Raw genomic sequence first — 22,003 nt, forward strand, 5'->3', positions numbered from 1 at the left:
CAGGAGCTTCGATGGTTCCGCGCACCATCTCGGTGGTGCTCTTCGAGGACTTCGAACTCCTGGACGTTGCTGGGCCGGTGGAAGTCTTCGCCAAGGTGGAGGGTTTAAGCGTTGAGCTGCTCTCCGCGGACGGTGGGCCAGTTGCGAGTAGTCAAGGCGTCGAGGTCTCCGCGCACGCCAGCTACGACGAAATGACTGGCGACGTGCTCATGGTGCCCGGCGGTGCGGGCACCCGCCGGTTGGTGGATGATGAAGCCTTCGGGGCTGAGCTGGTTCGGATGTCTGAACGCGCGGACATCACCACTTCTGTCTGCACGGGCGCGGCACTACTCGCTGCTTCCGGACTTCTGGAGGGATACCGCGCGACCACCAACAAGCGCGCCTACGACTGGGCTACCTCGTTCGGCGGCGACGTCGAATGGGTGCGCACTGCCCGATGGGTGCATGACCGCGACCGTTGGACTTCGTCAGGTGTGTCTGCCGGGACCGATATGGCGCTCGCTTTTGTGGCCCACCACTTTGGGGAACCCGCCGCGGAGGAAGTCCAAAACATTTTGGAACTCAACGCGGTGCTCGACCCGAAGAATGACCTTTTCGCGTAGCCGGTAGTGCACGCAACCCGGCCGACGGGTAAAGTTGCCACCCGTTGGAGGGGAGTACCCCGCAATCGCCCGCGATCGTCAACACGGCACCTGCATCTGGTGGGTCCCGGTCGGGGCGGCCCGCCGTCGTGAAGCTGGTGGGGGAGACCTCCGGTCGTTTACTCACCCCTGACCGGAGGCACGCATGCACGTCCCCTTGTGGATCTGGCTGGTTACCAGCGCCGTCATTCTCGGCTTTTTCATCTTTGATTTCGTCTCGCACGTCCGCACCCCGCACGAGCCCTCCATGAAGGAATCCGGCGGCTGGGCGCTGTTCTACATGGCGATGGCCTGCGTCTTCGGCGGCATCGTCTGGTGGCTCTGGGATGCCGAGCACTCGGTGCAGTTCTTCACCGGTTACATCACCGAGCTATCGCTGTCCGTGGACAACCTCTTCGTGTTCGCGCTGATCATGGGCACGTTCAAGATCCCGCGCGCGTACCAGCAGAAGGTGCTGCTGATCGGCATCGTCATGGCGCTGGTGTTCCGCCTCATCTTCATCCTGCTGGGCGCGGTGATCATTTCTGCGTGGTCCTGGGTGTTCTACATCTTCGCCGCGTTCCTTATCTACACCGCGGTCAAGCTGGTCTACGACGAGGCCACCGACCAGCCGGAGCAGGACCCGAACGACATGTTCGTGGTCAAGACGCTGCGCAAGGCGATCCCGGTGACGGAGTCCTACCACGGCGACCGGCTCGTCTCCGTGACGCAGGCCGGCAAGAAGGCCGTCACCCCGCTGTTCGTCGCGCTGCTCGCCATTGGCTTCATCGACGTGATGTTCGCGTTCGACTCCATCCCGGCGATTTTCGGCATCACCACCGAGCCGTTCCTGGTCTTCACCGCGAACGCGTTCGCGCTGTTGGGCCTGCGCCAGCTGTACTTCCTGCTCAACGGCCTGCTAGACAAGCTCGTGTACCTGCCGTACGGCCTGGCCATCGTCCTCGGGTTCATCGGCGTGAAGCTCCTGCTGCACGCCCTGCACGAGAACAACCTGCCCTTCATTAACGGCGGCGAGGGCTTCAACGTGCCGGAGATCGGCACCGTGACCTCGCTGGTGGTCATCGTTGCCACGCTGGTGATCACCGCAATTGCCTCGATGATCAAGGAACGCCAGCTGATCGCCTCCGGCGAGAAGGACCCGAACGGGCCGAAGTTCCACATCGACTACGACGACCACGGCAACCGGCGCAAGGTGGACAGCGACGGCAACCACATCGAGTGGATCGATGACCCGGCCACCTCGGGCAAGGGCGACCACACCGCGACAGGCTCGCGCGACACGGACCACCTCGACGTGGCCCGCGGCGGCAAGTAACTTAGGCGAGGCCGCCTAGCTGAAGATGTTCGAGACCGGTTTCCACTCCCGGATCTCGCGCTTCGCCAGCGCCCCCTTGACGGTGTAGGGGTCCTGGTCCATGATCTCCGTGACATCCGCCTCCGTGGCGGTGTCCGGAAGCTGGATGATGATCAGTGCCTGACCGCCGTCCACGAACGGGCCGGAGCCGACCACGCGGCCCAGCGACAGCTGGTTGGCCACAAACTCTCGGTGCTCGGGGCGGGTGGCGTCGACGAGTGCAGCGTCCTCGCCGTAGGTGTAGGTGATTGCGAAATACTTCATGGGAGGCAGTCTAGGCGCGACTCGGGTCCGCCGGGGGCGCTCTGTAGGGTGGTAAGCGTGACCGACCAGTCGAATTGGAACCTGCCGAACATCCTCACCTCGCTGCGCATCATTTTCATCCCGGTTTTCGCCTGGTTGGTGCTCACGCAGCAGTGGTGGTGGGCGTTCGGCCTGTTCGTGGCGCTGATGATCACGGACAAACTCGACGGCGACATCGCCCGCGCCCGCGGCCTGGTCACCGATTTCGGCAAAATCGCCGACCCGATCGCGGACAAGGCGCTCATGATCACCGCGCTGGTGACGCTCAACATCGCCTCGACGCTGCCGGTCTGGATCACCGTGGTCATTGTGGTCCGCGAGCTCGGCATCACGTTCTGGCGCATGTGGATGCTGCGTCAGGGCAAGGTGGTGCCGGCGTCCAAGGGCGGCAAGCTCAAGACGGCGCTGCAATCCGTCGGTGTCGGCATGTACCTGTGCCCGCTGCCCGCATGGATGGACACCCCGACGCTCATCGTGATGCTGCTGGCCGTCGCGGTCACTGTCGTGACCGGCATCCAGTACCTCCTCGACGCTGAAAAGGTGAACAAGTGAGCACTGCACAGACGCTTATCGACGAACTCCGCGCCCGCCGCCAAACCATCGCCTTCTGCGAGTCGCTGACCGCCGGCCTCGCTGCCGCGACGCTCGCTAGCGTCCCGGGTGCCTCCGACGTGCTGCGCGGGGGACTGATCACGTACGCCACGGACTTGAAGGCGGGGCTGGCGGGCGTCGATACGCAGGTGCTCGCGGAGTGCGGCCCGGTGTCGGCTGCGACGGCTCGGGAGATGGCCCGCGGTGCCCGCGCGGCATGCGGTGCAGACTGGGCGGTGGCGCTGACCGGTGTCGCCGGCCCGGATCCGCAGGACGGGCACCAGCCGGGCGAGGTCTGGATCGGGCTCGCAGGTCCGCGCTGGACCGCGTCATCCGCCGCTGCCGAGCTCGTTCCCGCTGCGCTCGGGCGCTTCACGCTTATCGACGGTTGCGACGAACCCGTCCGCGTCCTCGCAGGCGACCGCAACGAGATCCGCGCCGCCGCCGTCGAGGCCGCGTTGCGCGGTGCACTTACCGCGGTGCGCCGGGAACAAATTGCCGATGAGAACCGTTAGGAGACGTGATGGTAACTACAACAGCGCTCCGCCACATTCCCGCCCACGTCGCGGCACAGATTCAAGCCGCCCAAGCCCAGGCCGAACGAGCCGAGGAGGCTGCATTCGGTCCGCGCAAGCGCGCAAAGCGCGAACCGCTTATGCGTGAGGCACTCGGCATGTCTCTGCGCGCCTTCCGCGCCGACAAGGGCATGACGCTGCGCGACCTCGCCTCCGCTGCCCTTGTGTCCCCCGGATACTTGTCCGAGCTGGAACGCGGCCGCAAGGAAGTGTCCTCTGAGGTGCTGGCGTCGATCTGCCAGGCCCTGGGCACGACCGTTGCCGAAGTGCTTATGGAAGCTGTGGCGAACATGTCCCTGCCGGAGCTGAACGAGGAGCTTGCGACCACCGCACCGGCCGCGGCGGAAGCGTAGCGGGCAAAACCTGTCTACAGTGGTAGGGCAGAATTAGTTACTTACCACGAAAGGTCTTCGACCCATGGCGAACCCGTTTAAGAAGTTCTGGAACTACCTGATGGCGCTCTTCGACAACAAGATCGAGGAGAACGCAGATCCGAAGGTCCAGATCGAGCAGGCCATCAACGAGGCGCAGCGCCAGCACCAGGCGCTCTCCCAGCAGGCAGCGGCCGTGATCGGCAATCAGCGCCAGCTGGAAATGCAGCTGAACCGCCGCCTCGAGGACGTGGAGAAGCTCCAGGCCAACACCCGCCAGGCCCTGCAGCTGGCAGATAAGGCCCGCGGTGCAGGCGACGCGCAGAAGGCGCAGGAGTACGAGAACGCCGCCGAGGCCTTCGCGGCACAGCTCGTCACCGCCGAGCAGGGCGTCGAGGACACCAAGCAGCTCCACGACCAGGCCCTGCAGCAGGCAGCATCCGCCAAGCAGGCCGTCGAGCGCAACGCAGCTCACCTGCAGCAGCAGGTCGCTGAGCGCTCCAAGCTGCTGAGCCAGCTGGAGCAGGCCAAGATGCAGGAGAAGGTCTCCCAGACCATGCAGCAGATGAATTCCATCACTGCCTCCGGCCCGAACCTGGATCAGGTCCGCGACAAGATCGAGCGCCGCTACGCAAACGCCCTCGGCGCCGCCGAGCTGGCCCAGAACTCCATCGAGGGCCGCATGGCCGAGGTGGAGCAGGCCGGTATCCAGATGGCTGGCCACGGCCGCCTCGAGCAGATCCGTGCTGAGATGGCTGGCGAGCTGACCTCCGGCTCCAAGCCGGCTATCGAGCAGGGCGGCGCTGCCGGCGCCCCGCAGGGTTCCGACGCTGGCGCATCCCGCCCGGCACAGTCCGCGCCGGCCGCTGATGCTCCGCAGGCTGCTCAGCCGTCCGAGGCCGGCATTTCCGACGACGCAGTTGCTCAGCGCATGCGCGAGCTGCGCGGCGAGGCGTAGTCTTTAGTCTCTTCGAGATTGGCGGCGGTCCCCATTGCGGGGCCGCCGCTCTTTCGCGTTTTGGCGCGGGCGAGGCGAGGCACCGAGCGGGGCGGGTTGCCCGTCGATCCGTGACAGCGAGCGAGATAGCGCGGGCCCTCAGTGGCTGTAACAATTGACCACACTTTTACACCCGGTCACCTTCGACGCAGCTCGGGGACCGCGGCTGTAAAAGTATGGACAATCTCTACAGGAGCAGGCTACGGCGAAAGTCGAACCACCCAACCGCTTTCCCCTACCCAGGTCTCGATCTCGGTTAAGGTTGCACCCACAGCCCTGGCAGGTCTGTTCCAGATCGTAAGCGGCAGGCTTGCAGGGACGGCAACTGAGGACGCAAGTAGGAGAGTCATGATGACATCGAAGAAGGCCCTCGCCGCCCCGCTCGCAGTGGCGCTCGTGCTAAGCACTGGGACAGTCCCGGCCGTGGATGCCGCTGAAAGCCAAAACCGGATCAATGAGGTTGTCTCTAGCGCAGACGCAGCGGTCGATCGGGCTGATTTGGTAAATTCCTCCGGTGCGGACCTCGATGGTTCTATTTGGACCGCAGTCGACAACTTCGAGGCGAGAGCAGGAACCTCGGATACCGTCACCGGGTCCAGCGCGGACTTGAACCAGGAGTGCACTGCCGCCCTCACTGGATGGGGTGTGACCGCGGCAGTGCTGATTCCTGTGGCGCTGCTCGCGCAGATGGGCAATCCCACCGTCCTTACGGTATTCGGTGTGTCAAGGTATGTGCTCCAGCAGGCAACTGCGGTGCTGCAGCTGCGGCTCGGTGCATTCAGCGAGGATCTCGCAAACCAAGTCGGACACCTTGGAGCGCTTTCGAGCCAGAATGCCCCGATCCTCGCCGGGCTTGCACTCAGCACTCTCGCTGTCGCAACTACCGCATCCGCATGCGGATAAAACCTCCGGCGATGCGTAGTTTTCTAGCTACTTAGGAGTAGGCGGTGGTCCCTGCTTCGGGGCTGCCGCTTTTTGCGCTACTTGAACCGGCCAAGGGTGAACCCCAAGTCGTCATCTCTAAGTCATCATCCGTTCATTTTGCTCCCATAACCTTGGCAGGTCTGTTCCAGCTCGTAGGTGGCAGGCTTTCAGGGGCATGCCCCATTTGAGGCAGGTAGGAGAAATATGAAGAAGTGGAAGAAAGCCCTCGCCGCACCGCTCGCGGCGGCGCTGGCGCTTACTGCTTGGACGGTCCCGGCAACGGGTGCGCCCGAGAGTCCAATCAAGATTAACGAGGTCGTTACGAATGAAGACCCAGTCGCCGACTGGGTTGAGCTTGTCAACACCTCCGACGCGGACATCGATATCGCCGGTTGGACCGCGATAGACAACGGCAAGAAGAGCACGCCGATCACTTTTCCAACGGGCACGATCGTGGCTGCAGGTGGCTACTACTCGTTTTATACCGAGAAGAACGTCAACACTCCGGACGGGTCGAAGGGTTTTGGTCTGGGTGGTGATGATTCCATCACCATTCGTACTGCACACGGCGACGAGGTTGCTTCATACACATGGACTTCTCACGCAGAGCACAACGGCCAGAAGACTTCGTGGGGGCGCCTACCGGACAAGACCGGTGAGTTCGGTGTAACTGGCGAGTCGACGCGCAACGCGCCGAACAAGGCCCCGGAAGGAAAGACCGAGGATCCGGCGACGCCAACCTTCGATCCGAAGAACGCTCAGCCGCTGCAGCCGGCGACTACGGTTGTCATCAACGAGGTTGAGAGCAACGGCGACCCCGTCGCCGACTGGGTTGAGCTCTACAACACTGGCGACGCGCCTGTCGACATCTCCGGCTGGCTGGTAATCGACAATGATGACAAGCACGCGCCGCTGGTTTTCCCGGGAAGCACTGTGATCGCGCCGAAGAGTTTCTTACGCTTCTACACCGAGGGCGCAGAGGTTCTGGGCGGCGGTGAGGGCTTCGGTCTAGGCAAAGCCGATAGCGTCCGTATCTTCACCCCCAAGAACGAACTTGCGGCCGAAGCCAGCTGGAAAGAGCACGCCAACGAGACGTATGGCCGGGTGCCGGACGGCACGGGTGATTTCGTCAACACGATGTCGACCCCAGGCGCTGCTAACGAGGAGTTCGAGGAGCCCAAGCCACAGCCTGGCGAGCCGTGGCCAAACGATTCCATCGTCGTTGGCACCGTCGATCTCGGTGCGGACTTCGCCGTGGAGGACATGTCGGGTGTCGACTTTGACGAGAACGGACGCGCTTGGATCGTCAACAACGGGGACAGCAAGCTTTTCGCCGTCGACTACGACGAGGCCAAGAAGACCTATTCGCTCGCAGGCCAGTGGACTCTCCGCTACCCGGATGGGACCGGCAAACCGGATTCCGAGGGCATTTCGGTGGGGGATGACGGTGCCCTCTATGTCGCGACTGAACGCGACAACGCAAACAAGAACGAGTCTCGTCCGTCGGTGCTGAGGTTTGAAATTCCTTCGTCGGCAAGCGGGGAGCTCAAAGCCACGCAGGAGTGGAATCTGAAGAACCACGTGGGTGAAATTGGGGCGAACGCTGGCCTCGAGGCAGTCGAACACATCGAGGGCAATGTGTATGCAGTCGGCGTGGAGGCTAGTGGTGAAGTGCTGCTCGTCGAGCTGGGTTCCGACGGCGAGTCCACGCTGAAGCAGCGCTACAAATCGCCGTTCCAAGGAGTCATGGCGCTGGATTGGGATGCGGATGCGAAGCAACTTCGCGCACTCTGCGACGAGGTGTGCTTTGGTCAGTCGATTCTGCTGAAGTACAACAGTGGTGAACTCGTGGAGGATTCCAAGGTGCAGGACCGCCCGTCGGCGATGACTGAGAACTACGCCAACGAGGGTTACGCGAAGTTCACCAAGGTCAGCGCGTGCAAGAACGGCAAGAAGACTACGACCACGCGTCATCTCTGGGCCGACGACGGTGCGACTGGCAAGGTGGCTCTCCGAAGCGCTATCGAGACTAAGGAAGAATCGTGCGAGACGCCGGGATCCACGTCGGGTGGCAGCGATTGGTATTACCCTGCACCGGCACCATCCACTCCGGCGACCTCCACCGCTCCCAGTACGACTTCCACGACTTCCACGACAACTACGACGACGACACCGGCGACGACGACACCTGGCGCCACCACACCGGATACCACTGCAGTAGAGCCGGGCAGCTTGGAGATTAGCCAGAAGTGCGTTGACACCCTCACGGGTTGGGGCGTGTCCGCGGCGCTGCTGATTCCTGCGGCACTGCTGGCGCAGTTCGGTCTTCCGCTCGCGGCGAACCTCCTCGCTCCGGTGAACGATGTGTTTGCACAGTTCAATGCGGCTGCGCAGGCGCAGCTCGGGTTCTTTAACCCGGCACTGGCGGCGCAGACTGCCCGCCTGGGCTACATCGCGGCCCAGGCTGGTCCGCTGTTGGCAGCTCTCGCGCTTGGTATCACGGCTGTGGCTACCATCGCGGACTCCTGCGGCAACACCTCGACGACGACCGTCGCTACGACGGCACGTCTTGTCGATCTGTCATCTCGTTAATCCGAGATAGCGAAAGCGGCGGGGATATTTCCTCGCCGCTTTTTGTTTTGCCTTTGTGCTTTCCGACGCTCTCCCGGAGCCACTAGTCTACCGCACCACGGGCCATCAACGCTTCACCGATGAGCTTTGCGCGGCGGACGGAGCGGATGACCAGCGGGATACCGAACGCGGTGAGGGAAAAACCTGCGCCGCGGGCCTTACGGGCGTCAAGCACCTCATTCGCGGTAGCGAGCATGAGCGGAATGAGGCGGATCGTCAACGCGATGGTGAGCGTGATCAGCTCCACCGGCACGCCGATGCGCCCGAGTGGGGCGAGGTTGCGATCGAGGGCGTCGAGGAGCTCCTCGACGGTTGTGGTGAGCGTGAGCAGGTTGGCGGCGGCGATGGTCGCTAAGAGCCCGATCATCGTGGTCAGCGCGCCGGCAAGGCCGTTCTGCCACCACATGAAGGCGCCGAGGAAGAGCAGAATCGGCAGCAGCGGCACCAGCTGATTCCATGCGATTTTCGCTGGGATGCGGGCGACGGCGTACCATGCCAGCACGAACACCAGCAGCGCCAGAGAGTGCCAAGGTTGCGACGGCCAGGCGGTGGCGAAGATGATGAACGCCACCAGCAGGACAAACTTCAAGGTTGGGCCGGCGTGGTGGAGAATGGTGTCGCCGGGGACGTAGACACCTAAGGGGAGTTCGCGGATCATCGCGGCCTCACGGCTTTCGGTCCATCAGGTCGACGTAGAAGCGGATGGCGTCGGCGGGTGCGCCGTCATAGACCAGTTGAGAATCGTCGATGCACAGCACGCGGTCGAAGTCGCGGAGCATCTCGAGATCGTGGGTAACTACGATGACCTGCTGGTCGAGGCCCATCAGTTCGCGGATGATGCGGCGGCGGTTGCGCAGGTCGAGCAGCGTGGTGGGCTCATCGGCAATAACGGTGTCCGGCTCGATGACTAGCACGGATGCCAGGGCCAGCATCTGCTTCTCGCCGCCGGAGAGGGTGTGCGGCGAGTTCTCGGCGCGATCGGTGAGGTCGAAGCGCTCGAGCACCGCGGCCACGCGGGCCCGCACCTCTTCGCGGGGCAGCTTGAAGCGACGCAGGGAGAACGCGACATCGTCAGAAACGCGGGGCATGACGATCTGGGATTCCGCGTCCGAGAACACGAAGCCCACGCGCTTGCGCACTTCTTTTCCGTCGGTGCGTGGGTCTAAGCCGTCGTAAAGCACGCGCCCCGTGGTCGGCTCGATGAGGCCGTTGATGAGGCGGACGGTGGTGGATTTGCCGGAGCCGTTGGAGCCGATGATGCCGATGCGCTGCTCGGTGAGCGTGGCGGTGAGCGGCGCGAGGGTTTGCACGCCGTCGTAGGAGACGGATGCGCCCTCGAAGGCGATCTGCGGCATTACGCGCGGGCGCGGGCGCGGCGCAGATCCGGGAATGCCGCGTGGACGGCGGCGGCGATGGCGATCATGAGGGCGACCTTGACGGCGTCGGGAAGCAGGAACGGCACTTGGGCCGCCCACGCTGCGCCGAACGTCATGTCGAGACGCCACATCATGCCGAAGACACCGAAGAGGTACTGGAAGAACAGCGCAACGTAACCGGCGACGATGAGGATGCCGAGTGCGGCGCCGCGGTTCGTGCGGAATGGCGCGGTGTAGGCGATCGCGCCCGCGACCCAGGCGGAGACGAGGTAGCCGACCAGGTAGCCCACGGTCGCGCCGCCCAGCGCGGCGATGGTGGTGCGTCCGCCCGCGAGTACCGGCAGCGCGAGGCCCACGGCGAGGAAGATCGCGGCGGTGGCCAGGCCGCGGCGGCGTCCGAGTACGAGACCCGCGAGGATCACGGCGGCGTTCTGCAGCACGATCGGCACGCCGGCCGCGCCGACGGGGATTGCGACGAAGCCGAGGACGATGATGATCGCAGCGAAAACCGCGATGTACGCGATGTCAGTGGCCGTTGTGTTCCTGCTTTTTCCTGGGTTTGTGCCTGCCGGCTGCGCTGTTGTCATGAGTGGAAGCGTACCTAAACGGCGTTCAAGTCTCGCGTTACGGGGTGCGCTGGCCCGCTGGGGCCTGGGGGCTGCTCACTGAAGATCGCAACCCTTTCGGCGTATTGCGACAAATCCTGGATTCCGAAGATTTATGTGTGGCCCGCACACGTATGTGCGCGGAATCAATTATGTAGCTCATTAGCGGCGAGACTCCCTCACTTCCCGGACCCCGCACCGCCCCGCACCCCGCACCGCTCCGCTTCCCGCACCCCGCGGGTAGGTTAGTCACCATGCGATTGACGGAGTTCCATCAGCTCGTGCGCGATGAGTTCGGGGCGGAACGCGCCCAGTGGATTGTGCAGTCCCAGGTGCTGCCGCCGGGGGATAAAACGGCCGAGGAGCTCATCGAAAGTGGTGTCGATCCGCGTCGAGTTTGGCAGGGCCTGTGCGACGCGTTCGATATCCCGGAGGAACGCAGGCTGGGCATCGACCGTCCCGGCACCTAGCCTCCAGGGCACGTCGCTTTCCGACGTTCGTTTTACCGCGTGTTCGTTACACTTTCGAACAGCCTTTCGTGTATGGTCTGGAGTGTCGGAGCCGCCCCGTAGGGTGAGCGGTGCACAAAAAGTTTCCGCCCGGATGGAACCGAAACCCCCAGTTCGAGCGTCTAATACCTAGTACTTGCACACCGCACGTTTCAAACACCACAGGAGAGTTTCATGGCAACGAAGAAGAAGGCAGCCGCGGGTTCTGGCAATGATCGTCAGAACGCGCTTGATGCTGCGCTGGCGATGATTGAGAAGGACTTCGGCAAGGGAGCGATTATGCGCCTGGGCGATGAGAACCGCCCGCCGATTCAGTCCATCTCGTCCGGCAACACGGCGATTGACGTGGCGCTGGGCATCGGCGGCTGGCCGCGCGGCCGCGTTGTGGAGATTTACGGCCCGGAATCGTCGGGTAAGACGACGGTAGCGCTGCACGCGATTGCCCAGGCGCAGCGCGCTGGCGGCATTGCGGCCTTCATCGACGCAGAGCATGCGCTCGACCCGGAATACGCGAAGAAGCTCGGCGTGGACACCGATAATCTGCTGGTCTCCCAGCCGGATACCGGTGAGCAGGCGCTGGAGATCGCGGACATGCTGGTGCGTTCGGGCGCGATCGACATGATTGTGATTGACTCCGTGGCTGCCCTGACGCCGAAGGCGGAGATTGAGGGCGAGATGGGTGATTCCCACGTGGGTCTCCAGGCACGCCTGATGTCCCAGGCGCTGCGCAAGATGACGGGCGCGCTGTACAACTCGGGCACCACCGCGATCTTCATTAACCAGCTGCGCGAGAAGATCGGCGTGATGTTCGGCTCGCCGGAGACCACCACCGGCGGTAAGGCGCTGAAGTTCTACGCCTCCGTGCGATGCGATGTGCGCCGTATCCAGACGTTGAAGGACGGCCAGGATTCCATCGGCAACCGTACTCGCCTCAAGGTGGTGAAGAACAAGGTCTCCCCGCCGTTCAAGATCGCCGAGTTCGACATCATGTACGGCGAGGGCATCTCCCGCGAGAGCTCCATCATCGACATGGGCGTGGACAACGGCATTGTGAAGAAGTCCGGCTCCTGGTTCACCTACGAGGGCGAGCAGCTCGGCCAGGGTAAGGAAAAGGCCCGCATGTTCCTCAAGGACAACCCGGAGCTTGCGGATGAGATTGAGGACAAGATTTTCCGCGCCCTCGGCGTCGGCGCCTACGCGAACCAGGATCAAGCGGCCGACGACGCGTTGAGCGACGACCCGGTGGACATGGTGCCGAACATCGACTTCGACGACGATGACGATGAACTCCTCGGCGGCGGCCAGTAACCAGCCCGACCCGGCCAAGGTCGCCAAACCCCAGCGCGCGCTCGAGGCGTACGAGGAGCAGTCCCAGTCGGGGGAGGGCACCGGCCTCTTCGACCGCACCCGCGAGGAGGCGCTCGCGCCGATCCGCAAACGCGCGCTGGGCTTACTCGACCAGCGCGCACGTTCCCGGCACGAGCTACGCGGCCGCCTCATCGACGCCGAGTTCGAGCCGGAGCTTGTCGACGATGTCCTGGATTCACTCGAGGGTTCAGGACTTCTCGACGATCGCGTGTTCGCAAGCGAATGGGTCCGCCAACGTGCCGCTCGCCGAGGCAAGTCCGCGCGCGCCCTCGACATGGAGCTGCGGGACAAGGGCGTTGCCGCTGACGTGCGCGCCGAGGCTCTCGACCAGATCACCGAGGAAGATGAGGCTCGTCAAGCCCGCGCATTTGCCGAGAAAAAGGCCCGCGAGGTGAAGACGCCGCCGGCGGACCGGGCGGAGTACGACAAGGCGCTGCGCCGGGTCGTGGGCGTGCTGGCCCGCCGCGGCTACAACGCAGGGATGAGCATGCAGCTCGCCCGCGAGGCCCTCGATTCGCGGATTGCAGACCTCCAAGAGGGGTAGGCCGGCACACCAGATTCGTCATTTCTTGAACACTGTTCAAGGCGGGGTCTTACACTGGCTCCCATGCCGTTGTACAGCGTAAAGATGCGCGCCAGCCTCGATGGGACTCACATCTCCGGTGCCGAGCGAATCGTCGATGCCGCTGACGTGAGTGATGTCTGCGCCGCGATGAGCCGCCGGGCGCTGGCCCACCCTAAGGGGTGCCCGGACACCGTCAACGTGACGGTGCGCGAAGTCGACCCGGATGCAATCGTCCGCGTCCCGTTCCTGCCCTGGGACGCAGCCGAGTGCGCCGACGAAGCCGAAGCCCGCGAGACGGTGCTCGGCTACATCCGCGCATGCACGCCGCACGCCGAGGCCGCGTGGGATCTCGTCACCTCAGTGCGCAACATGCGGGGCGCCGTGCTTTTCGATGCAGCCACAGGTGAGCGCCTCGAGCCCGACCAAGCCCGCGGCGTGCGGGTCACCAACATGGACGCGGTGCGCATTGCGGACGACGACCACGCGGTAGCGGAGCGCACGCCCGCGAAGGACCGCGTCACCGAAGCTCGCGTTCTCGCGGCGAAGGTGGCGCACCACCCGGCTGTGCTGGCCGAGGTCTGCATTTCCGACGATCCGGACTACACCACCGGCTACGTAAGCACCAAAGACATCGGTTACGTGCGCATCCCCAACATGAAGCCGCTCGGCTCAGAGATCGGCGGGCGGGTGTTCATCGTCGATGCGGAACAGCTCGAGGGTCTCATCACGTACCTCGAAGAAACCCCGGTGCTCGTCGGGGGCGACGAATGAGCTGGCTGGACACGCACGCGACCACAGCGCTCGAGGCCTGGCGCGATCAGGGGCTCGAGCGCACGCCCGCGGTGTTCGCCTCGGCGCAAGACCCGGTAGCCACCATCGACGGTGCCGAGCGTGTGCTCTTCAGCTCCTCCAACTATTTGGGTCTGAGCACGGACCAGCACGTTGTCGCTGCTGCCCGTGGTGCGCTTGAGCGTTACGGCGCGGGCTCGGGCGGCTCGCGGCTCACCACCGGCACCACCGCCGAACACCGGTTGGTGGAGGAGGCCTTCGCTCGCTTCCTCGGCTACCCGGACGCAGTGTTCTTTTCCTCCGGCTTCCACGCCAACACGGCGGTGCTGCACACGCTCGCCGGCCCGGATCTGACGATTTTCTCCGACGAACGCAATCACGCCAGCATCATCGACGGCTGTCGCCTAGCCAAGCAGGCCGGGGCCGCGACGAAGGTGTACCGGCACCGCGATCCGGCGCACCTCGCCGAGCTGCTGGACCAGCACGCCGCTGCGAACACCGGCGCCCGGGCGCTGGTTGTCTCCGACGGGTTGTTCTCCATGGACGGCACGCTCGCGCCGCTGCCTGAGCTGACTGAGGTCTGCCGCGCATACGGTGTGGCCCTCATGGTCGATGACGCGCACGGCACCGGCACGTTGGGCGCCACTGGTCGCGGCATCGTCGAGCACTTCGGGTTGCAGGACACGCCGCCCGACATCCTGGTGGCCACCGCGTCGAAGGCGCTCGGCGCGGAGGGCGGGGCAGTGGCAACGACGAGGCATGTAGCGGACATGCTGCGGCAGCAGGCGAGGCCGTATGTGTACTCGACGTCGACAAGTGCCGCGAACTGCGCGGCGGTGCGCGCGGCGATCGAGGTCCTGGAGCGCACGGCGCACTCCGACGACGGCCCGGTGCGTGCACTCCACCGCAATGTCGCCCGGCTTGCATGCGCGCTCGGCTACACCGAATGGCCCAGTCCTATCATTCCTATCTGGATCGGCGACGAGGCCGAAGCGATGGCCGCCGCAGCGGCGCTGCGCGAAGCGGGGTTTTTCGTTCCGGCGATCCGCTATCCAACCGTGCCGCGCGGCAAGGCGATGTTGCGCGTGACCGTGATGGCCACGCACACAATCGGGCAGATTGAAGCGCTGGTGGAGGCTCTCGAACGTCGGTAAGCAGGGCCCGCGATTCGACGCTTTCGGCGTGAAACGGGGCCCTGCTGTGGGAGGTTATGCGGTCGCGCTAGTGGCCGCGGTCCGGGTTCTCCAGCGGGGTGTAGCCGGGTGCGTGCCAGTCGACGTTGACCGAGTCCTTGGTTTCGAGGCCGACACCGGCGCCCGCGGCCTCGGGGACCTTGGCGAAGATGTTGCGGCGGGCGCGGCCGGCGCGCAGCTGCTTCTCCACACGCTCGGCGAGCATGGTCAGCGCGTAGTTGATGATGATCATGATGAGGCCGACCACAAACAGGGACGCGAGGTAGTTCTGGTTTGCGGAGGCGGACTGGGTGCCGGAGCGGACGACCTCGACGTAGCCGATCTGGTAGCCGAGCGCGGTGTCCTTGAGCGCGATGACCATCTGGGCGATGAGCGCCGGGAGCATTGCCGCGATGGACTGCGGCAGCAGGATGGTCCACATCGTCTGCCAGTGCGACATGCCGAGCGCGCGGGCTGCTTCCGTCTGGCCCTTCGGGAGGGAGCGGATGCCGGCGCGGAGAATCTCGGCGATGACGGAGCCGTTGTACAGCGTCAGCGCGATGGTCACGGCCCAGAACGCGAGGCCGCGCGGCGGAACGACGTTATAGATCGCGAACAGCTGGTACAGGAAGATCATCAGCAGCAGCACCGGGATGGCGCGGAAGAACTCGACGATCACGGCGCAGAGGCCGCGCACGAGGCGGGATTCCGCGAGGCGGCCGAGGCCGAACACGACACCGAAAATGATCGCAAGGATGATGCTGGTGACCGCTGCCTTGATGGTGCCCCACAGGCCGGGGAGGATGTACGTTTTCCACGTGTTGGCGTGGAGGAACGGGGTCCACTTCGCGGCGTCGAGTTGGCCCTTGGAGCCCAAGGTTGCCAAGACCCACCAGGCAACCAGCGCGATGACGACGAGGGTGATGGCGGTGTAGATGCGGTTGAGCATCACGCCTCGGGGGCCGGGAGCGTCGTAGAGGACTGTAGCGCGTACTTCGTTCGCCATTACTTCTTCACCGCCAGACGGTCAGCGAGACGGCCCACGAGGAGGCCCATGGGCAGGGTCAAAATGATGAAGCCGAGCGCGAACACGCCGAAGATGACGAAAAGCTGGTTCGCGTGGAACTCAATGGTGGACTTCATCAGCAGTGAGGCCTCGGCAACGCCGATCGCGGACGCGATTGTCGTGTTCTTGGTCAGCGCAATGAGCGTGTTGCCCAAGGGCACCAGTGCCGCGCGCCAGGCCTGGGGGAAGATGATCTGGGTGAACGTCTGCCCGAAGCTCAAGCCGAGGGAGCGGGCCGCCTCAGCCTGGCCGAAGTGCACGGTGTTGATGCCGCTTCGCAGCGACTCGGCCACGAAGCACGAGGTGTAGAGAATGAATCCCAGCACGGCCAGGCGGAAATTCTGGTCCACCAGGAACGTGCTGGAATCGCGGCTGGCCAACTGGAGACCCAGGTTCTGGTACAGGCCGAAGCTGCAGAACAGGATCACGAGTGTCAGCGGCGTGTTGCGCACCGTGTTGATGTACAGCGCGGAAATGGAGCGCAGGATACCGACGGGGGAGACACGCATGGCGGTCAGGATCGTGCCCAGCACGAGCGAGCCGATCGCCGAGTAGACGGTGAGCCTGATCGTGGTCCAAAAAGCTGGCCATAGCTTGGGCAGCAGATCTGCCCACAGTGCATCCATTGCGTTGGGTCTCCTACGTCGAAAAGCGAAAGCTCCCGTGGCGGGCCTGGGTGCAGCCCGCCGGTGAGCGGATTAGTTCAGGAAGGACAGGTCGCCAGGCTTGTTCTTCTCGACGCCCTCGCCGCCGGCGACGTTGTCGTTGACGAACCTGTCGAAGGAGCCGTCGTCGTACATCGCCTGCAGGGCCTTGTTGATGGCCTCGGTGCCGGCCGCGTCGTCCTTCTTCAGGCCGATGCCGTAGTGCTCATCGGTGAACGGCTTGCCGTCCTTCTCCAGGCCGACAACCTTGAAGGTGCCCGGGGACTGCGCGGAGTAGCCGCCGAGGATGGTCGCGTCCGTGGTCAGGGCGTCGACATTGCCCTGGCGGAGTGCCTCAACGCAGGAGGAGTAGGTGTCGTACTCCTGGAGCTGGACGCCCGGGAGGGTGTCCTTGACCTTCTGGGCCGGGGTGGAGCCGGTGACGGAGCAGAGGATCTTGCCGTCGAGGTCCTCGAGGCCCTTGATGTCGTTGTTCGCTTCCTGCACCAGCAGCGCCTGGTGGGTGAGCAGGTACGGGCCGCCGAAGTTCACTGCCTCGGAGCGGGACTTGTTGATGGAGTAGGTGGCGGTGATCATGTCCACCTCACCGTTCTGGATCAGGGTCTCGCGCTGCGCGGACGGGGTCTCGCGCCAGGTGATCTCCGGCTCGTTCCAGCCGTTGTCCTTGGCGATGGAGTTGACCACGTAGGTGGCAATGTCCACGTCCAAGCCGGACATGGAGCCGTCCGGGTTGCGCAGGCCCAGGCCCGGCTGGTCGAACTTGGTGCCGAGGGTGACCTTGCCGGCCTCGATGTGGGCGAGCAGGCCGTCGCCGGCCGGGGCGGCGCCGGAGCCCGCGGTGGAGGAGCCGCTGTCGGACCCGCCGCAGGCGGCCAGCGTGAGGCTCATTGCAGCTGCCGCGGTGGCGGCCATGACGCGGAATGCACGGTTCATCGTTGATCTCCTTAGCTAGTGAGGCAGAGAATTAGTGGAGGATTTTGCCCAGGAAGTCCTTGGCGCGATCCGACTGGGGGTTGGTGAAGAAGGACTCCGGGTCGGTGTCCTCCACAACTTCGCCGTCCGCCATGAAGATGATGCGGTCGGCCACCTTGCGGGCGAAGCCCATCTCGTGGGTGACCACGATCATGGTCATGCCGGACGCCGCGAGCTCGGTCATCACGTCGAGCACCTCGCCAACCATCTCTGGGTCGAGGGCGGAGGTGGGCTCGTCGAACAACATCACCTTCGGATCCATTGCCAGCGCGCGGGCGATGGCCACGCGCTGCTGCTGGCCGCCCGAGAGCTGCGCCGGGTACTTGTCGGCTTGGTTGCCGATGCCCACGCGGGTAAGCAGCTCATTCGCGCGCTTGGCGGCATCGGCCTTCTTCGCCTTGCGCACCTTGGTGGGGCCGAGGGTGACGTTGTCCCGGATCGTCAGGTGCGGGAAGAGGTTGAATTGCTGGAACACCATGCCGACGTCGGAACGCAGCTTGGCCAGTTCCTTGCCCTCTTCGGGCAGCTTCTTCCCGTCGATCTCGATCACGCCGGTGTCGATGGTTTCGAGCCGGTTGATCGTGCGACACAGCGTCGACTTGCCCGAACCAGACGGGCCCAGCACCACAATCACCTGGCCGCGGGGGACCTCGAGGTTGATGTCTTTCAGGGCGTGGAAATCGCCGAAGTGCTTGTTCACTCCCTGGATGCGGATCATCGGTTGCGCAGTCGCCTGTGTCATGGGCAATACATTTACAACAAAACCGTGACGCAGACTACAACTTGGCCGAAAAGTTACGTCGGGGGTACGCGGGCGCGTGTCGACGATTCCTTGTGCCGACTCAAGTTTTCCGCGGTTATGCCACCGCATGCTGGGCCGTTAGACTCTTGGCCGTGTCTACGGCGATTACCCCCACCCCCGCCCGCACCTACGAGGTGCGCACGTTCGGCTGCCAGATGAACGTCCACGACTCCGAGCGGCTCTCCGGCATGCTCGAAGACGCGGGCTACGTAGCCGCCGACGCTGGTGAAACTCCCGATCTCGTGGTTTTCAACACCTGCGCGGTGCGCGACAACGCCGACCAGCGCCTCTACGGCACGCTCGGCCAGCTGAAGCATGTCAAGGACGCGCACCCGGGCATGCAGATCGCCGTCGGCGGGTGCCTGGCGCAGAAGGACAAGGACGCGGTGGTCACCCGCGCCCCGTGGGTGGACGCAGTCTTCGGCACCCACAACCTCTCCGCGCTGCCGGCGCTTCTTGACCGCGCTCGCGTCGAGGACGCCGCCCAGGTCGAAATCGCCGAGGCGCTAGAGGTCTTCCCCTCCGTGCTGCCGGCCAAGCGTGAGTCCTCCTACGCCGGCTGGGTGAGCGTGTCCGTGGGCTGCAATAACACGTGCACGTTCTGCATCGTGCCGTCCTTGCGCGGCAAAGAGATTGACCGCCGCCCGGGCGACATTCTCGCCGAGGTGCAGGCGCTGGTGGACCAGGGTGTCTCCGAGATCACCCTCTTGGGCCAGAATGTGAACGCGTACGGCGTGCACTTCGTCGACCCCGACATGGAGCGCGACCGCTCCGCGTTTTCAAAGCTGCTGCGCGCATGCGGCGACATCGAGGGCCTCGAGCGCGTCCGCTTCACCTCTCCGCACCCAGCAGAGTTCACCTCCGATGTCATCGACGCCATGGCCGAGACCCCGAACGTCTGCCCCCAGTTGCACATGCCGCTGCAGTCCGGCTCCGACAAGGTGCTCAAGGACATGCGCCGCAGCTACCGCTCGAAGAAATTCCTGGCGATTCTCGACGAGGTCCGCTCCAAGCTCCCGCACGCCTCCATCACCACCGACATCATCGTGGGCTTCCCCGGCGAGACGGAGGAGGATTTCCAGGCGACTCTCGATGTCGTCGAGAAGGCGCGCTTTACCTCCGCGTTCACGTTCCAATACTCGCCGCGTCCCGGAACCCCGGCCGCGGAGATGGGCGACCAGGTGCCCAAGGCCGTGGTGCAGGAGCGTTTCGAGCGCCTCCTCGCACTCCAGGAGCGGATCTCCGCGGAGGAGAACGCCAAGCTCGTCGGCACCGAGGTGGAGCTTCTTGTCCAGGACGGCGGCGGTAAGAAGAACGCCGACACCAAGCGCCTTTCCGGCCGCGCCCGCGACGGCCGCCTCGTGCACTTCGCCGTCGTTGACGCTCCTGAGGCGCCCGGTGCCATCGACCGCGACATCCGCCCCGGCGACTACGTTCACGTCCGCGTGACCGATGCCGCGCCGCACTACCTGATCGCCGACTCCGGTGTCCTGTCCCACCGTCGCACCAAGGCCGGCGACAACTCCGCCGCGGGCCAGGTGCTCACCACCGCGCCCGTCGGCGTGGGCCTCGGCTTGCCGACGATCGGCCGACCCGACGCCGTCCCCGCAGCCACTAGCGGGTGCTGCGGGGAGTAGGGCTACAGCAGACGGCAGAAACCGCTACTGCGATGCCAACTGCTGAGCTCGCCCGTGCGTGATGCCCATAAGATGCCCAACGTCCCGATATGAGAGACCAGATTCATGGAGGGCTCTTGACGTTGCTGCTGCAGTTTCATTCGCGCGTCTTTGTGCTGCCTTCGCCGCCGCTTGAGCTCTCTGGTGTTCTTGAAGCACCTCGTAGTCGCCCATTAGAACGACTTCTACAACAGAAGATTCTGGGTGTTCTGTTAGCTCAGGAAAGAGGGTGAGCGCGTCCCTCACGGCGTCCTGAACCTGATCTAGTCGGCGCGTCTGAGTGAGAAGGCCGGGTTCTTCCTCGAGTTGGATGATCCACCAGCCTTCTGCGCGTTCAACGTTTGCGTGAAACGAATTTTCGGGACTCATTCCATACCTACCTGTTTGTAGATCTTCGCAGCCAGCTTGTTTGGGATTTCGCTATGGCGAGGCACTGTCGTGTATTCGGTACCGACCCAGACTCGTGTGTGAGACGCGCCTTCTTTGATTTTCAGTTCCTGACCTGTGGCCTTGGCAAACCTTGCGATCTTCTTCAAGACCTCGGTCCTTTTTGTCACGTCCCCTAGGCTAATCCGATTTGACTTGGGCTGTCTAGTGCTCTTTGACAGAATCGGGCGGACAACGCTTGAGATCTCCGAGCGTCTAGAGTGAATCCCGGAGTTTAAGCAATCCAATCTAAGGAGACCCGACGTGAGCGAAGCAGCAGCACCTAAGGACGCACGGGCACTCGCAGAGGCTGAGCGCAAGGCGAGCGCCACGCTAGCCGACGGCGTCTTCCGCTGGATCCTTCTCGCCTGCGCCGCGCTCTTCTTCGTTGCGATGTTCTTGCCGTTCGCTGCCGATGTGTCCGGCTTGCAATTCCTTGCCGTCAGCGAAGCCTCCCGCGCGGTTGAGGGCAAGCTCACCGAGTACCTCTTCGTCTGGTTCGGCTTCATCGGCCTTGTCGTGCTCACCACAATCGCCATGCTGACGAAGCGGTACCGCATTGCCGTGCCGGGGTGGATGATCACCGGCATCGCGATGGTCTTCTCGATCCTCGCGCTCTGGCTGCGGCGCTCCTCCACTACCTGGGAGCACGGTTACCACCACGGACCCGGTATCTACCTGGCGATGCTGCCCGTGGTTGTCGCCGTCTTCGCTTACCTGCCGGCGATCTTCCGCCGCGCGGAGGAGCAGACCGCGATCGCCGAGCAGCGCGCCGCGCTGCAAGGCACCGACGCCATCGCGGTTGCTCAGCGAGCCGCCACCGAGCGCTCGCACGAACAGAACCCCTTGCTCATCGACGACCGCCGCAAGCGCGCCGCCGAGCGCCACAAGCGCGCAGAAGGTTAGTCCCCGCTCGGTAGGTCCCCGCTCGGAAGCTGCTGCCACGCCGTCGTCGACGACACCGCCTCGGCACCGATCCGTGCAGTGATCGCTCGAGCAGCAGGGGAGTCAGCGGGGTAGGAGATGTAGATGGTTTCCAGGTCCTCCCACACCGCGCGGGCCCGCGCGATGGTCCCGCCGATGAGTGCTGTGCCAATGTCGCGTTCGCGGTACTCCGGCAGCACATAGATCAGCCCGAGCTCGCAGACGGCGTCGTCGTCGGAGGAGTAGTGCACGGCCTCGCACAGGCCGACGATGGTTGGCTCGCCATTCGCGTCCTGAACCCGGGCGATGCCGGTGAGCTGCTGGCCGCCGCGGTCCATTAGCCGCGCACCGGCGTCGGTGATGCGATCGAGATCCCACTCGATGGTGTCCATCCGCAGCTCGCCGCGCGGGTAGTCTCGCGATGCCGCTGTGAGCAGAGCGCTGAACTGTTCGGTCTCGCGTTCCCACGCTGCCTCGCCTCCCGGGTAGGTGTCAGAGGCGGCCAGCGCAGCCGCGAAGCCGGGGCCCTCGACAACCGAGATCTCCAGAACCCCATAGTCATGCCCCAATAATGGCGAGGCGGTGTCATGCGGTGTTTGCGCCACGTTTGAATACTTCGTGGAGTATCTCACGTGGGGTTGCGCCGTTGAGGATTTGGCGGGGTGTTTCATTGAGCTCGTTTTGCACCCAGGCCACGTGTT

At 64.3% G+C, this 22,003-nt stretch carries 25 protein-coding genes; 15 read left to right on the forward strand and 10 right to left on the reverse strand.

Going from position 1 to position 22,003, the window contains the following annotated elements; genetic code table 11:
- The first annotated feature begins 11 nt into the window (after positions 1-11).
- A complete protein-coding gene (locus M5J20_RS10655; RefSeq protein WP_253579420.1) occupies positions 12-602 on the forward strand; it encodes a DJ-1/PfpI family protein in 591 nt (196 codons plus the stop codon).
- Positions 603-786: 184 nt separating this feature from the next.
- Positions 787-1,956, forward strand: coding sequence for a TerC family protein (locus M5J20_RS10660; RefSeq protein ID WP_253579423.1), 1,170 nt, complete (start codon positions 787-789; stop codon positions 1,954-1,956).
- Between the two features lie 15 nt (positions 1,957-1,971).
- On the opposite strand, the gene M5J20_RS10665 is transcribed toward M5J20_RS10660, so the two are convergent.
- Complete coding sequence (locus tag M5J20_RS10665; RefSeq protein WP_253579425.1) at positions 1,972-2,259, reverse strand: YciI family protein; 288 nt, start codon at positions 2,257-2,259, stop codon at positions 1,972-1,974.
- A 57-nt stretch (positions 2,260-2,316) separates the two neighbouring features.
- Here M5J20_RS10665 and pgsA point away from each other — a divergent pair, with 57 nt between their 5' ends.
- The 6 genes from pgsA to M5J20_RS10695 all read left to right on the forward strand — a co-directional run bounded on the left by pgsA (position 2,317) and on the right by M5J20_RS10695 (position 8,348).
- On the forward strand, positions 2,317-2,850 hold the full coding sequence (gene pgsA / locus M5J20_RS10670) for a CDP-diacylglycerol--glycerol-3-phosphate 3-phosphatidyltransferase (RefSeq protein ID WP_253579427.1): 534 nt from the start codon (positions 2,317-2,319) through the stop codon (positions 2,848-2,850).
- Positions 2,847-3,404, forward strand: coding sequence for a CinA family protein (locus tag M5J20_RS10675; protein WP_253579429.1), 558 nt, complete (start codon positions 2,847-2,849; stop codon positions 3,402-3,404). Before pgsA ends, M5J20_RS10675 begins: the two co-directional genes overlap by 4 nt.
- A gap of 8 nt (positions 3,405-3,412) precedes the next feature.
- Positions 3,413-3,817, forward strand: coding sequence for a helix-turn-helix domain-containing protein (locus M5J20_RS10680; protein WP_253579431.1), 405 nt, complete (start codon positions 3,413-3,415; stop codon positions 3,815-3,817).
- A 64-nt stretch (positions 3,818-3,881) separates the two neighbouring features.
- Positions 3,882-4,793, forward strand: a complete 912-nt coding sequence (locus tag M5J20_RS10685; RefSeq protein ID WP_253579433.1) for a PspA/IM30 family protein — start codon at positions 3,882-3,884, stop codon at positions 4,791-4,793.
- Between the two features lie 390 nt (positions 4,794-5,183).
- On the forward strand, positions 5,184-5,735 hold the full coding sequence (locus M5J20_RS10690; RefSeq protein WP_253579435.1) for a hypothetical protein: 552 nt from the start codon (positions 5,184-5,186) through the stop codon (positions 5,733-5,735).
- 225 nt (positions 5,736-5,960) lie between these two features.
- Positions 5,961-8,348: a lamin tail domain-containing protein gene (locus tag M5J20_RS10695; RefSeq protein WP_253579436.1), complete on the forward strand. Its 2,388-nt coding sequence runs from the start codon at positions 5,961-5,963 to the stop codon at positions 8,346-8,348.
- An 82-nt stretch (positions 8,349-8,430) separates the two neighbouring features.
- On the opposite strand, the gene M5J20_RS10700 is transcribed toward M5J20_RS10695, so the two are convergent.
- From M5J20_RS10700 to M5J20_RS10710, 3 genes are read right to left on the reverse strand one after another with little or no spacing between them, the layout of a single operon-like run.
- Entirely contained in the window at positions 8,431-9,045 is a 615-nt protein-coding gene (locus tag M5J20_RS10700; RefSeq protein ID WP_253579438.1) for an energy-coupling factor transporter transmembrane component T family protein, read from the reverse strand.
- Positions 9,046-9,052: 7 nt separating this feature from the next.
- On the reverse strand, positions 9,053-9,742 hold the full coding sequence (locus tag M5J20_RS10705) for an energy-coupling factor ABC transporter ATP-binding protein (protein WP_253579440.1): 690 nt from the start codon (positions 9,740-9,742) through the stop codon (positions 9,053-9,055).
- Positions 9,742-10,350 (reverse strand): biotin transporter BioY, encoded by a 609-nt coding sequence (locus M5J20_RS10710; RefSeq protein WP_253579442.1) that lies wholly within the window; start codon positions 10,348-10,350, stop codon positions 9,742-9,744. Before M5J20_RS10710 ends, M5J20_RS10705 begins: the two co-directional genes overlap by 1 nt.
- Positions 10,351-10,622: 272 nt before the next feature.
- Here M5J20_RS10710 and M5J20_RS10715 point away from each other — a divergent pair, with 272 nt between their 5' ends.
- From M5J20_RS10715 to M5J20_RS10735, 5 genes are all read left to right on the forward strand, one after another.
- Positions 10,623-10,838: a DUF3046 domain-containing protein gene (locus M5J20_RS10715; RefSeq protein ID WP_253579444.1), complete on the forward strand. Its 216-nt coding sequence runs from the start codon at positions 10,623-10,625 to the stop codon at positions 10,836-10,838.
- A gap of 213 nt (positions 10,839-11,051) precedes the next feature.
- The gene (recA, locus tag M5J20_RS10720) at positions 11,052-12,185 is read left to right on the forward strand and encodes a recombinase RecA (RefSeq protein WP_253579446.1); all 1,134 of its coding nucleotides are present in this window, start codon (positions 11,052-11,054) and stop codon (positions 12,183-12,185) included.
- Complete coding sequence (gene recX, locus M5J20_RS10725) at positions 12,154-12,789, forward strand: recombination regulator RecX (protein WP_253579447.1); 636 nt, start codon at positions 12,154-12,156, stop codon at positions 12,787-12,789. Before recA ends, recX begins: the two co-directional genes overlap by 32 nt.
- Positions 12,790-12,852: 63 nt before the next feature.
- Positions 12,853-13,581 (forward strand): 6-carboxyhexanoate--CoA ligase, encoded by a 729-nt coding sequence (locus tag M5J20_RS10730; RefSeq protein ID WP_253579449.1) that lies wholly within the window; start codon positions 12,853-12,855, stop codon positions 13,579-13,581.
- Positions 13,578-14,753 carry an aminotransferase class I/II-fold pyridoxal phosphate-dependent enzyme gene (locus tag M5J20_RS10735; protein ID WP_253579452.1) on the forward strand — a complete coding sequence of 392 codons (1,176 nt, stop codon included), beginning with the start codon at positions 13,578-13,580 and terminating at the stop codon, positions 14,751-14,753. Before M5J20_RS10730 ends, M5J20_RS10735 begins: the two co-directional genes overlap by 4 nt.
- Before the next feature lie 67 nt (positions 14,754-14,820).
- Here M5J20_RS10735 and M5J20_RS10740 read toward each other — a convergent pair whose 3' ends face one another.
- From M5J20_RS10740 to gluA, 4 genes are all read right to left on the reverse strand, one after another.
- Entirely contained in the window at positions 14,821-15,777 is a 957-nt protein-coding gene (locus tag M5J20_RS10740; RefSeq protein ID WP_253579454.1) for an amino acid ABC transporter permease, read from the reverse strand.
- Positions 15,777-16,463: a glutamate ABC transporter permease GluC gene (gluC, locus tag M5J20_RS10745; RefSeq protein WP_253579455.1), complete on the reverse strand. Its 687-nt coding sequence runs from the start codon at positions 16,461-16,463 to the stop codon at positions 15,777-15,779. The genes M5J20_RS10740 and gluC overlap by 1 nt, the downstream gene beginning before the upstream one ends.
- 72 nt (positions 16,464-16,535) lie before the next feature.
- Positions 16,536-17,435: a glutamate ABC transporter substrate-binding protein gene (locus M5J20_RS10750; RefSeq protein ID WP_253579458.1), complete on the reverse strand. Its 900-nt coding sequence runs from the start codon at positions 17,433-17,435 to the stop codon at positions 16,536-16,538.
- A gap of 31 nt (positions 17,436-17,466) precedes the next feature.
- Positions 17,467-18,192, reverse strand: a complete 726-nt coding sequence (gluA, locus tag M5J20_RS10755; protein ID WP_253579468.1) for a glutamate ABC transporter ATP-binding protein GluA — start codon at positions 18,190-18,192, stop codon at positions 17,467-17,469.
- A 176-nt stretch (positions 18,193-18,368) separates the two neighbouring features.
- On the opposite strand from gluA, the gene miaB reads away from it, so the two are divergent.
- The gene (miaB, locus tag M5J20_RS10760; RefSeq protein ID WP_367614971.1) at positions 18,369-19,913 is read left to right on the forward strand and encodes a tRNA (N6-isopentenyl adenosine(37)-C2)-methylthiotransferase MiaB; all 1,545 of its coding nucleotides are present in this window, start codon (positions 18,369-18,371) and stop codon (positions 19,911-19,913) included.
- A 404-nt stretch (positions 19,914-20,317) separates the two neighbouring features.
- Here miaB and M5J20_RS10765 read toward each other — a convergent pair whose 3' ends face one another.
- Complete coding sequence (locus M5J20_RS10765) at positions 20,318-20,488, reverse strand: toxin HicA (RefSeq protein ID WP_253579460.1); 171 nt, start codon at positions 20,486-20,488, stop codon at positions 20,318-20,320.
- A gap of 154 nt (positions 20,489-20,642) precedes the next feature.
- On the opposite strand from M5J20_RS10765, the gene M5J20_RS10770 reads away from it, so the two are divergent.
- Positions 20,643-21,284: an Rv2732c family membrane protein gene (locus tag M5J20_RS10770; protein WP_253579462.1), complete on the forward strand. Its 642-nt coding sequence runs from the start codon at positions 20,643-20,645 to the stop codon at positions 21,282-21,284.
- Here the strand turns inward: M5J20_RS10770 and M5J20_RS11535 are convergent.
- Positions 21,281-21,907 (reverse strand): GNAT family N-acetyltransferase, encoded by a 627-nt coding sequence (locus M5J20_RS11535; protein WP_253579464.1) that lies wholly within the window; start codon positions 21,905-21,907, stop codon positions 21,281-21,283. The two genes, M5J20_RS10770 and M5J20_RS11535, sit on opposite strands and share 4 nt — an antisense overlap.
- Positions 21,908-22,003 lie beyond the last annotated feature (96 nt).

This window comes from Corynebacterium stercoris (genome assembly GCF_024160105.1).
In the GTDB taxonomy this organism is placed as follows: domain Bacteria; phylum Actinomycetota; class Actinomycetes; order Mycobacteriales; family Mycobacteriaceae; genus Corynebacterium; species Corynebacterium stercoris.

What these genes read in the sequence shown, in the direction of transcription:
- M5J20_RS10710 (WP_253579442.1), bottom strand. Translation starts at nt 10,350, where the DNA reads ATGACAACAGCGCAGCCGGCAGGCACAAACCCAGGAAAAAGCAGGAAC.
- M5J20_RS10735 (WP_253579452.1), top strand. Translation starts at nt 13,578, where the DNA reads ATGAGCTGGCTGGACACGCACGCGACCACAGCGCTCGAGGCCTGGCGC.
- M5J20_RS10680 (WP_253579431.1), top strand. Translation starts at nt 3,413, where the DNA reads ATGGTAACTACAACAGCGCTCCGCCACATTCCCGCCCACGTCGCGGCA.
- gluA (WP_253579468.1), bottom strand. Translation starts at nt 18,192, where the DNA reads ATGATCCGCATCCAGGGAGTGAACAAGCACTTCGGCGATTTCCACGCC.
- M5J20_RS10730 (WP_253579449.1), top strand. Translation starts at nt 12,853, where the DNA reads ATGCCGTTGTACAGCGTAAAGATGCGCGCCAGCCTCGATGGGACTCAC.
- M5J20_RS10660 (WP_253579423.1), top strand. Translation starts at nt 787, where the DNA reads ATGCACGTCCCCTTGTGGATCTGGCTGGTTACCAGCGCCGTCATTCTC.
- M5J20_RS10705 (WP_253579440.1), bottom strand. Translation starts at nt 9,742, where the DNA reads ATGCCGCAGATCGCCTTCGAGGGCGCATCCGTCTCCTACGACGGCGTG.
- M5J20_RS10700 (WP_253579438.1), bottom strand. Translation starts at nt 9,045, where the DNA reads ATGATCCGCGAACTCCCCTTAGGTGTCTACGTCCCCGGCGACACCATT.
- recA (WP_253579446.1), top strand. Translation starts at nt 11,052, where the DNA reads ATGGCAACGAAGAAGAAGGCAGCCGCGGGTTCTGGCAATGATCGTCAG.
- M5J20_RS10655 (WP_253579420.1), top strand. Translation starts at nt 12, where the DNA reads ATGGTTCCGCGCACCATCTCGGTGGTGCTCTTCGAGGACTTCGAACTC.
- M5J20_RS10685 (WP_253579433.1), top strand. Translation starts at nt 3,882, where the DNA reads ATGGCGAACCCGTTTAAGAAGTTCTGGAACTACCTGATGGCGCTCTTC.
- M5J20_RS10750 (WP_253579458.1), bottom strand. Translation starts at nt 17,435, where the DNA reads ATGAACCGTGCATTCCGCGTCATGGCCGCCACCGCGGCAGCTGCAATG.
- M5J20_RS10740 (WP_253579454.1), bottom strand. Translation starts at nt 15,777, where the DNA reads ATGGCGAACGAAGTACGCGCTACAGTCCTCTACGACGCTCCCGGCCCC.
- M5J20_RS10695 (WP_253579436.1), top strand. Translation starts at nt 5,961, where the DNA reads ATGAAGAAGTGGAAGAAAGCCCTCGCCGCACCGCTCGCGGCGGCGCTG.
- M5J20_RS10690 (WP_253579435.1), top strand. Translation starts at nt 5,184, where the DNA reads ATGACATCGAAGAAGGCCCTCGCCGCCCCGCTCGCAGTGGCGCTCGTG.
- gluC (WP_253579455.1), bottom strand. Translation starts at nt 16,463, where the DNA reads ATGGATGCACTGTGGGCAGATCTGCTGCCCAAGCTATGGCCAGCTTTT.
- recX (WP_253579447.1), top strand. Translation starts at nt 12,154, where the DNA reads ATGACGATGAACTCCTCGGCGGCGGCCAGTAACCAGCCCGACCCGGCC.
- M5J20_RS10715 (WP_253579444.1), top strand. Translation starts at nt 10,623, where the DNA reads ATGCGATTGACGGAGTTCCATCAGCTCGTGCGCGATGAGTTCGGGGCG.
- M5J20_RS10665 (WP_253579425.1), bottom strand. Translation starts at nt 2,259, where the DNA reads ATGAAGTATTTCGCAATCACCTACACCTACGGCGAGGACGCTGCACTC.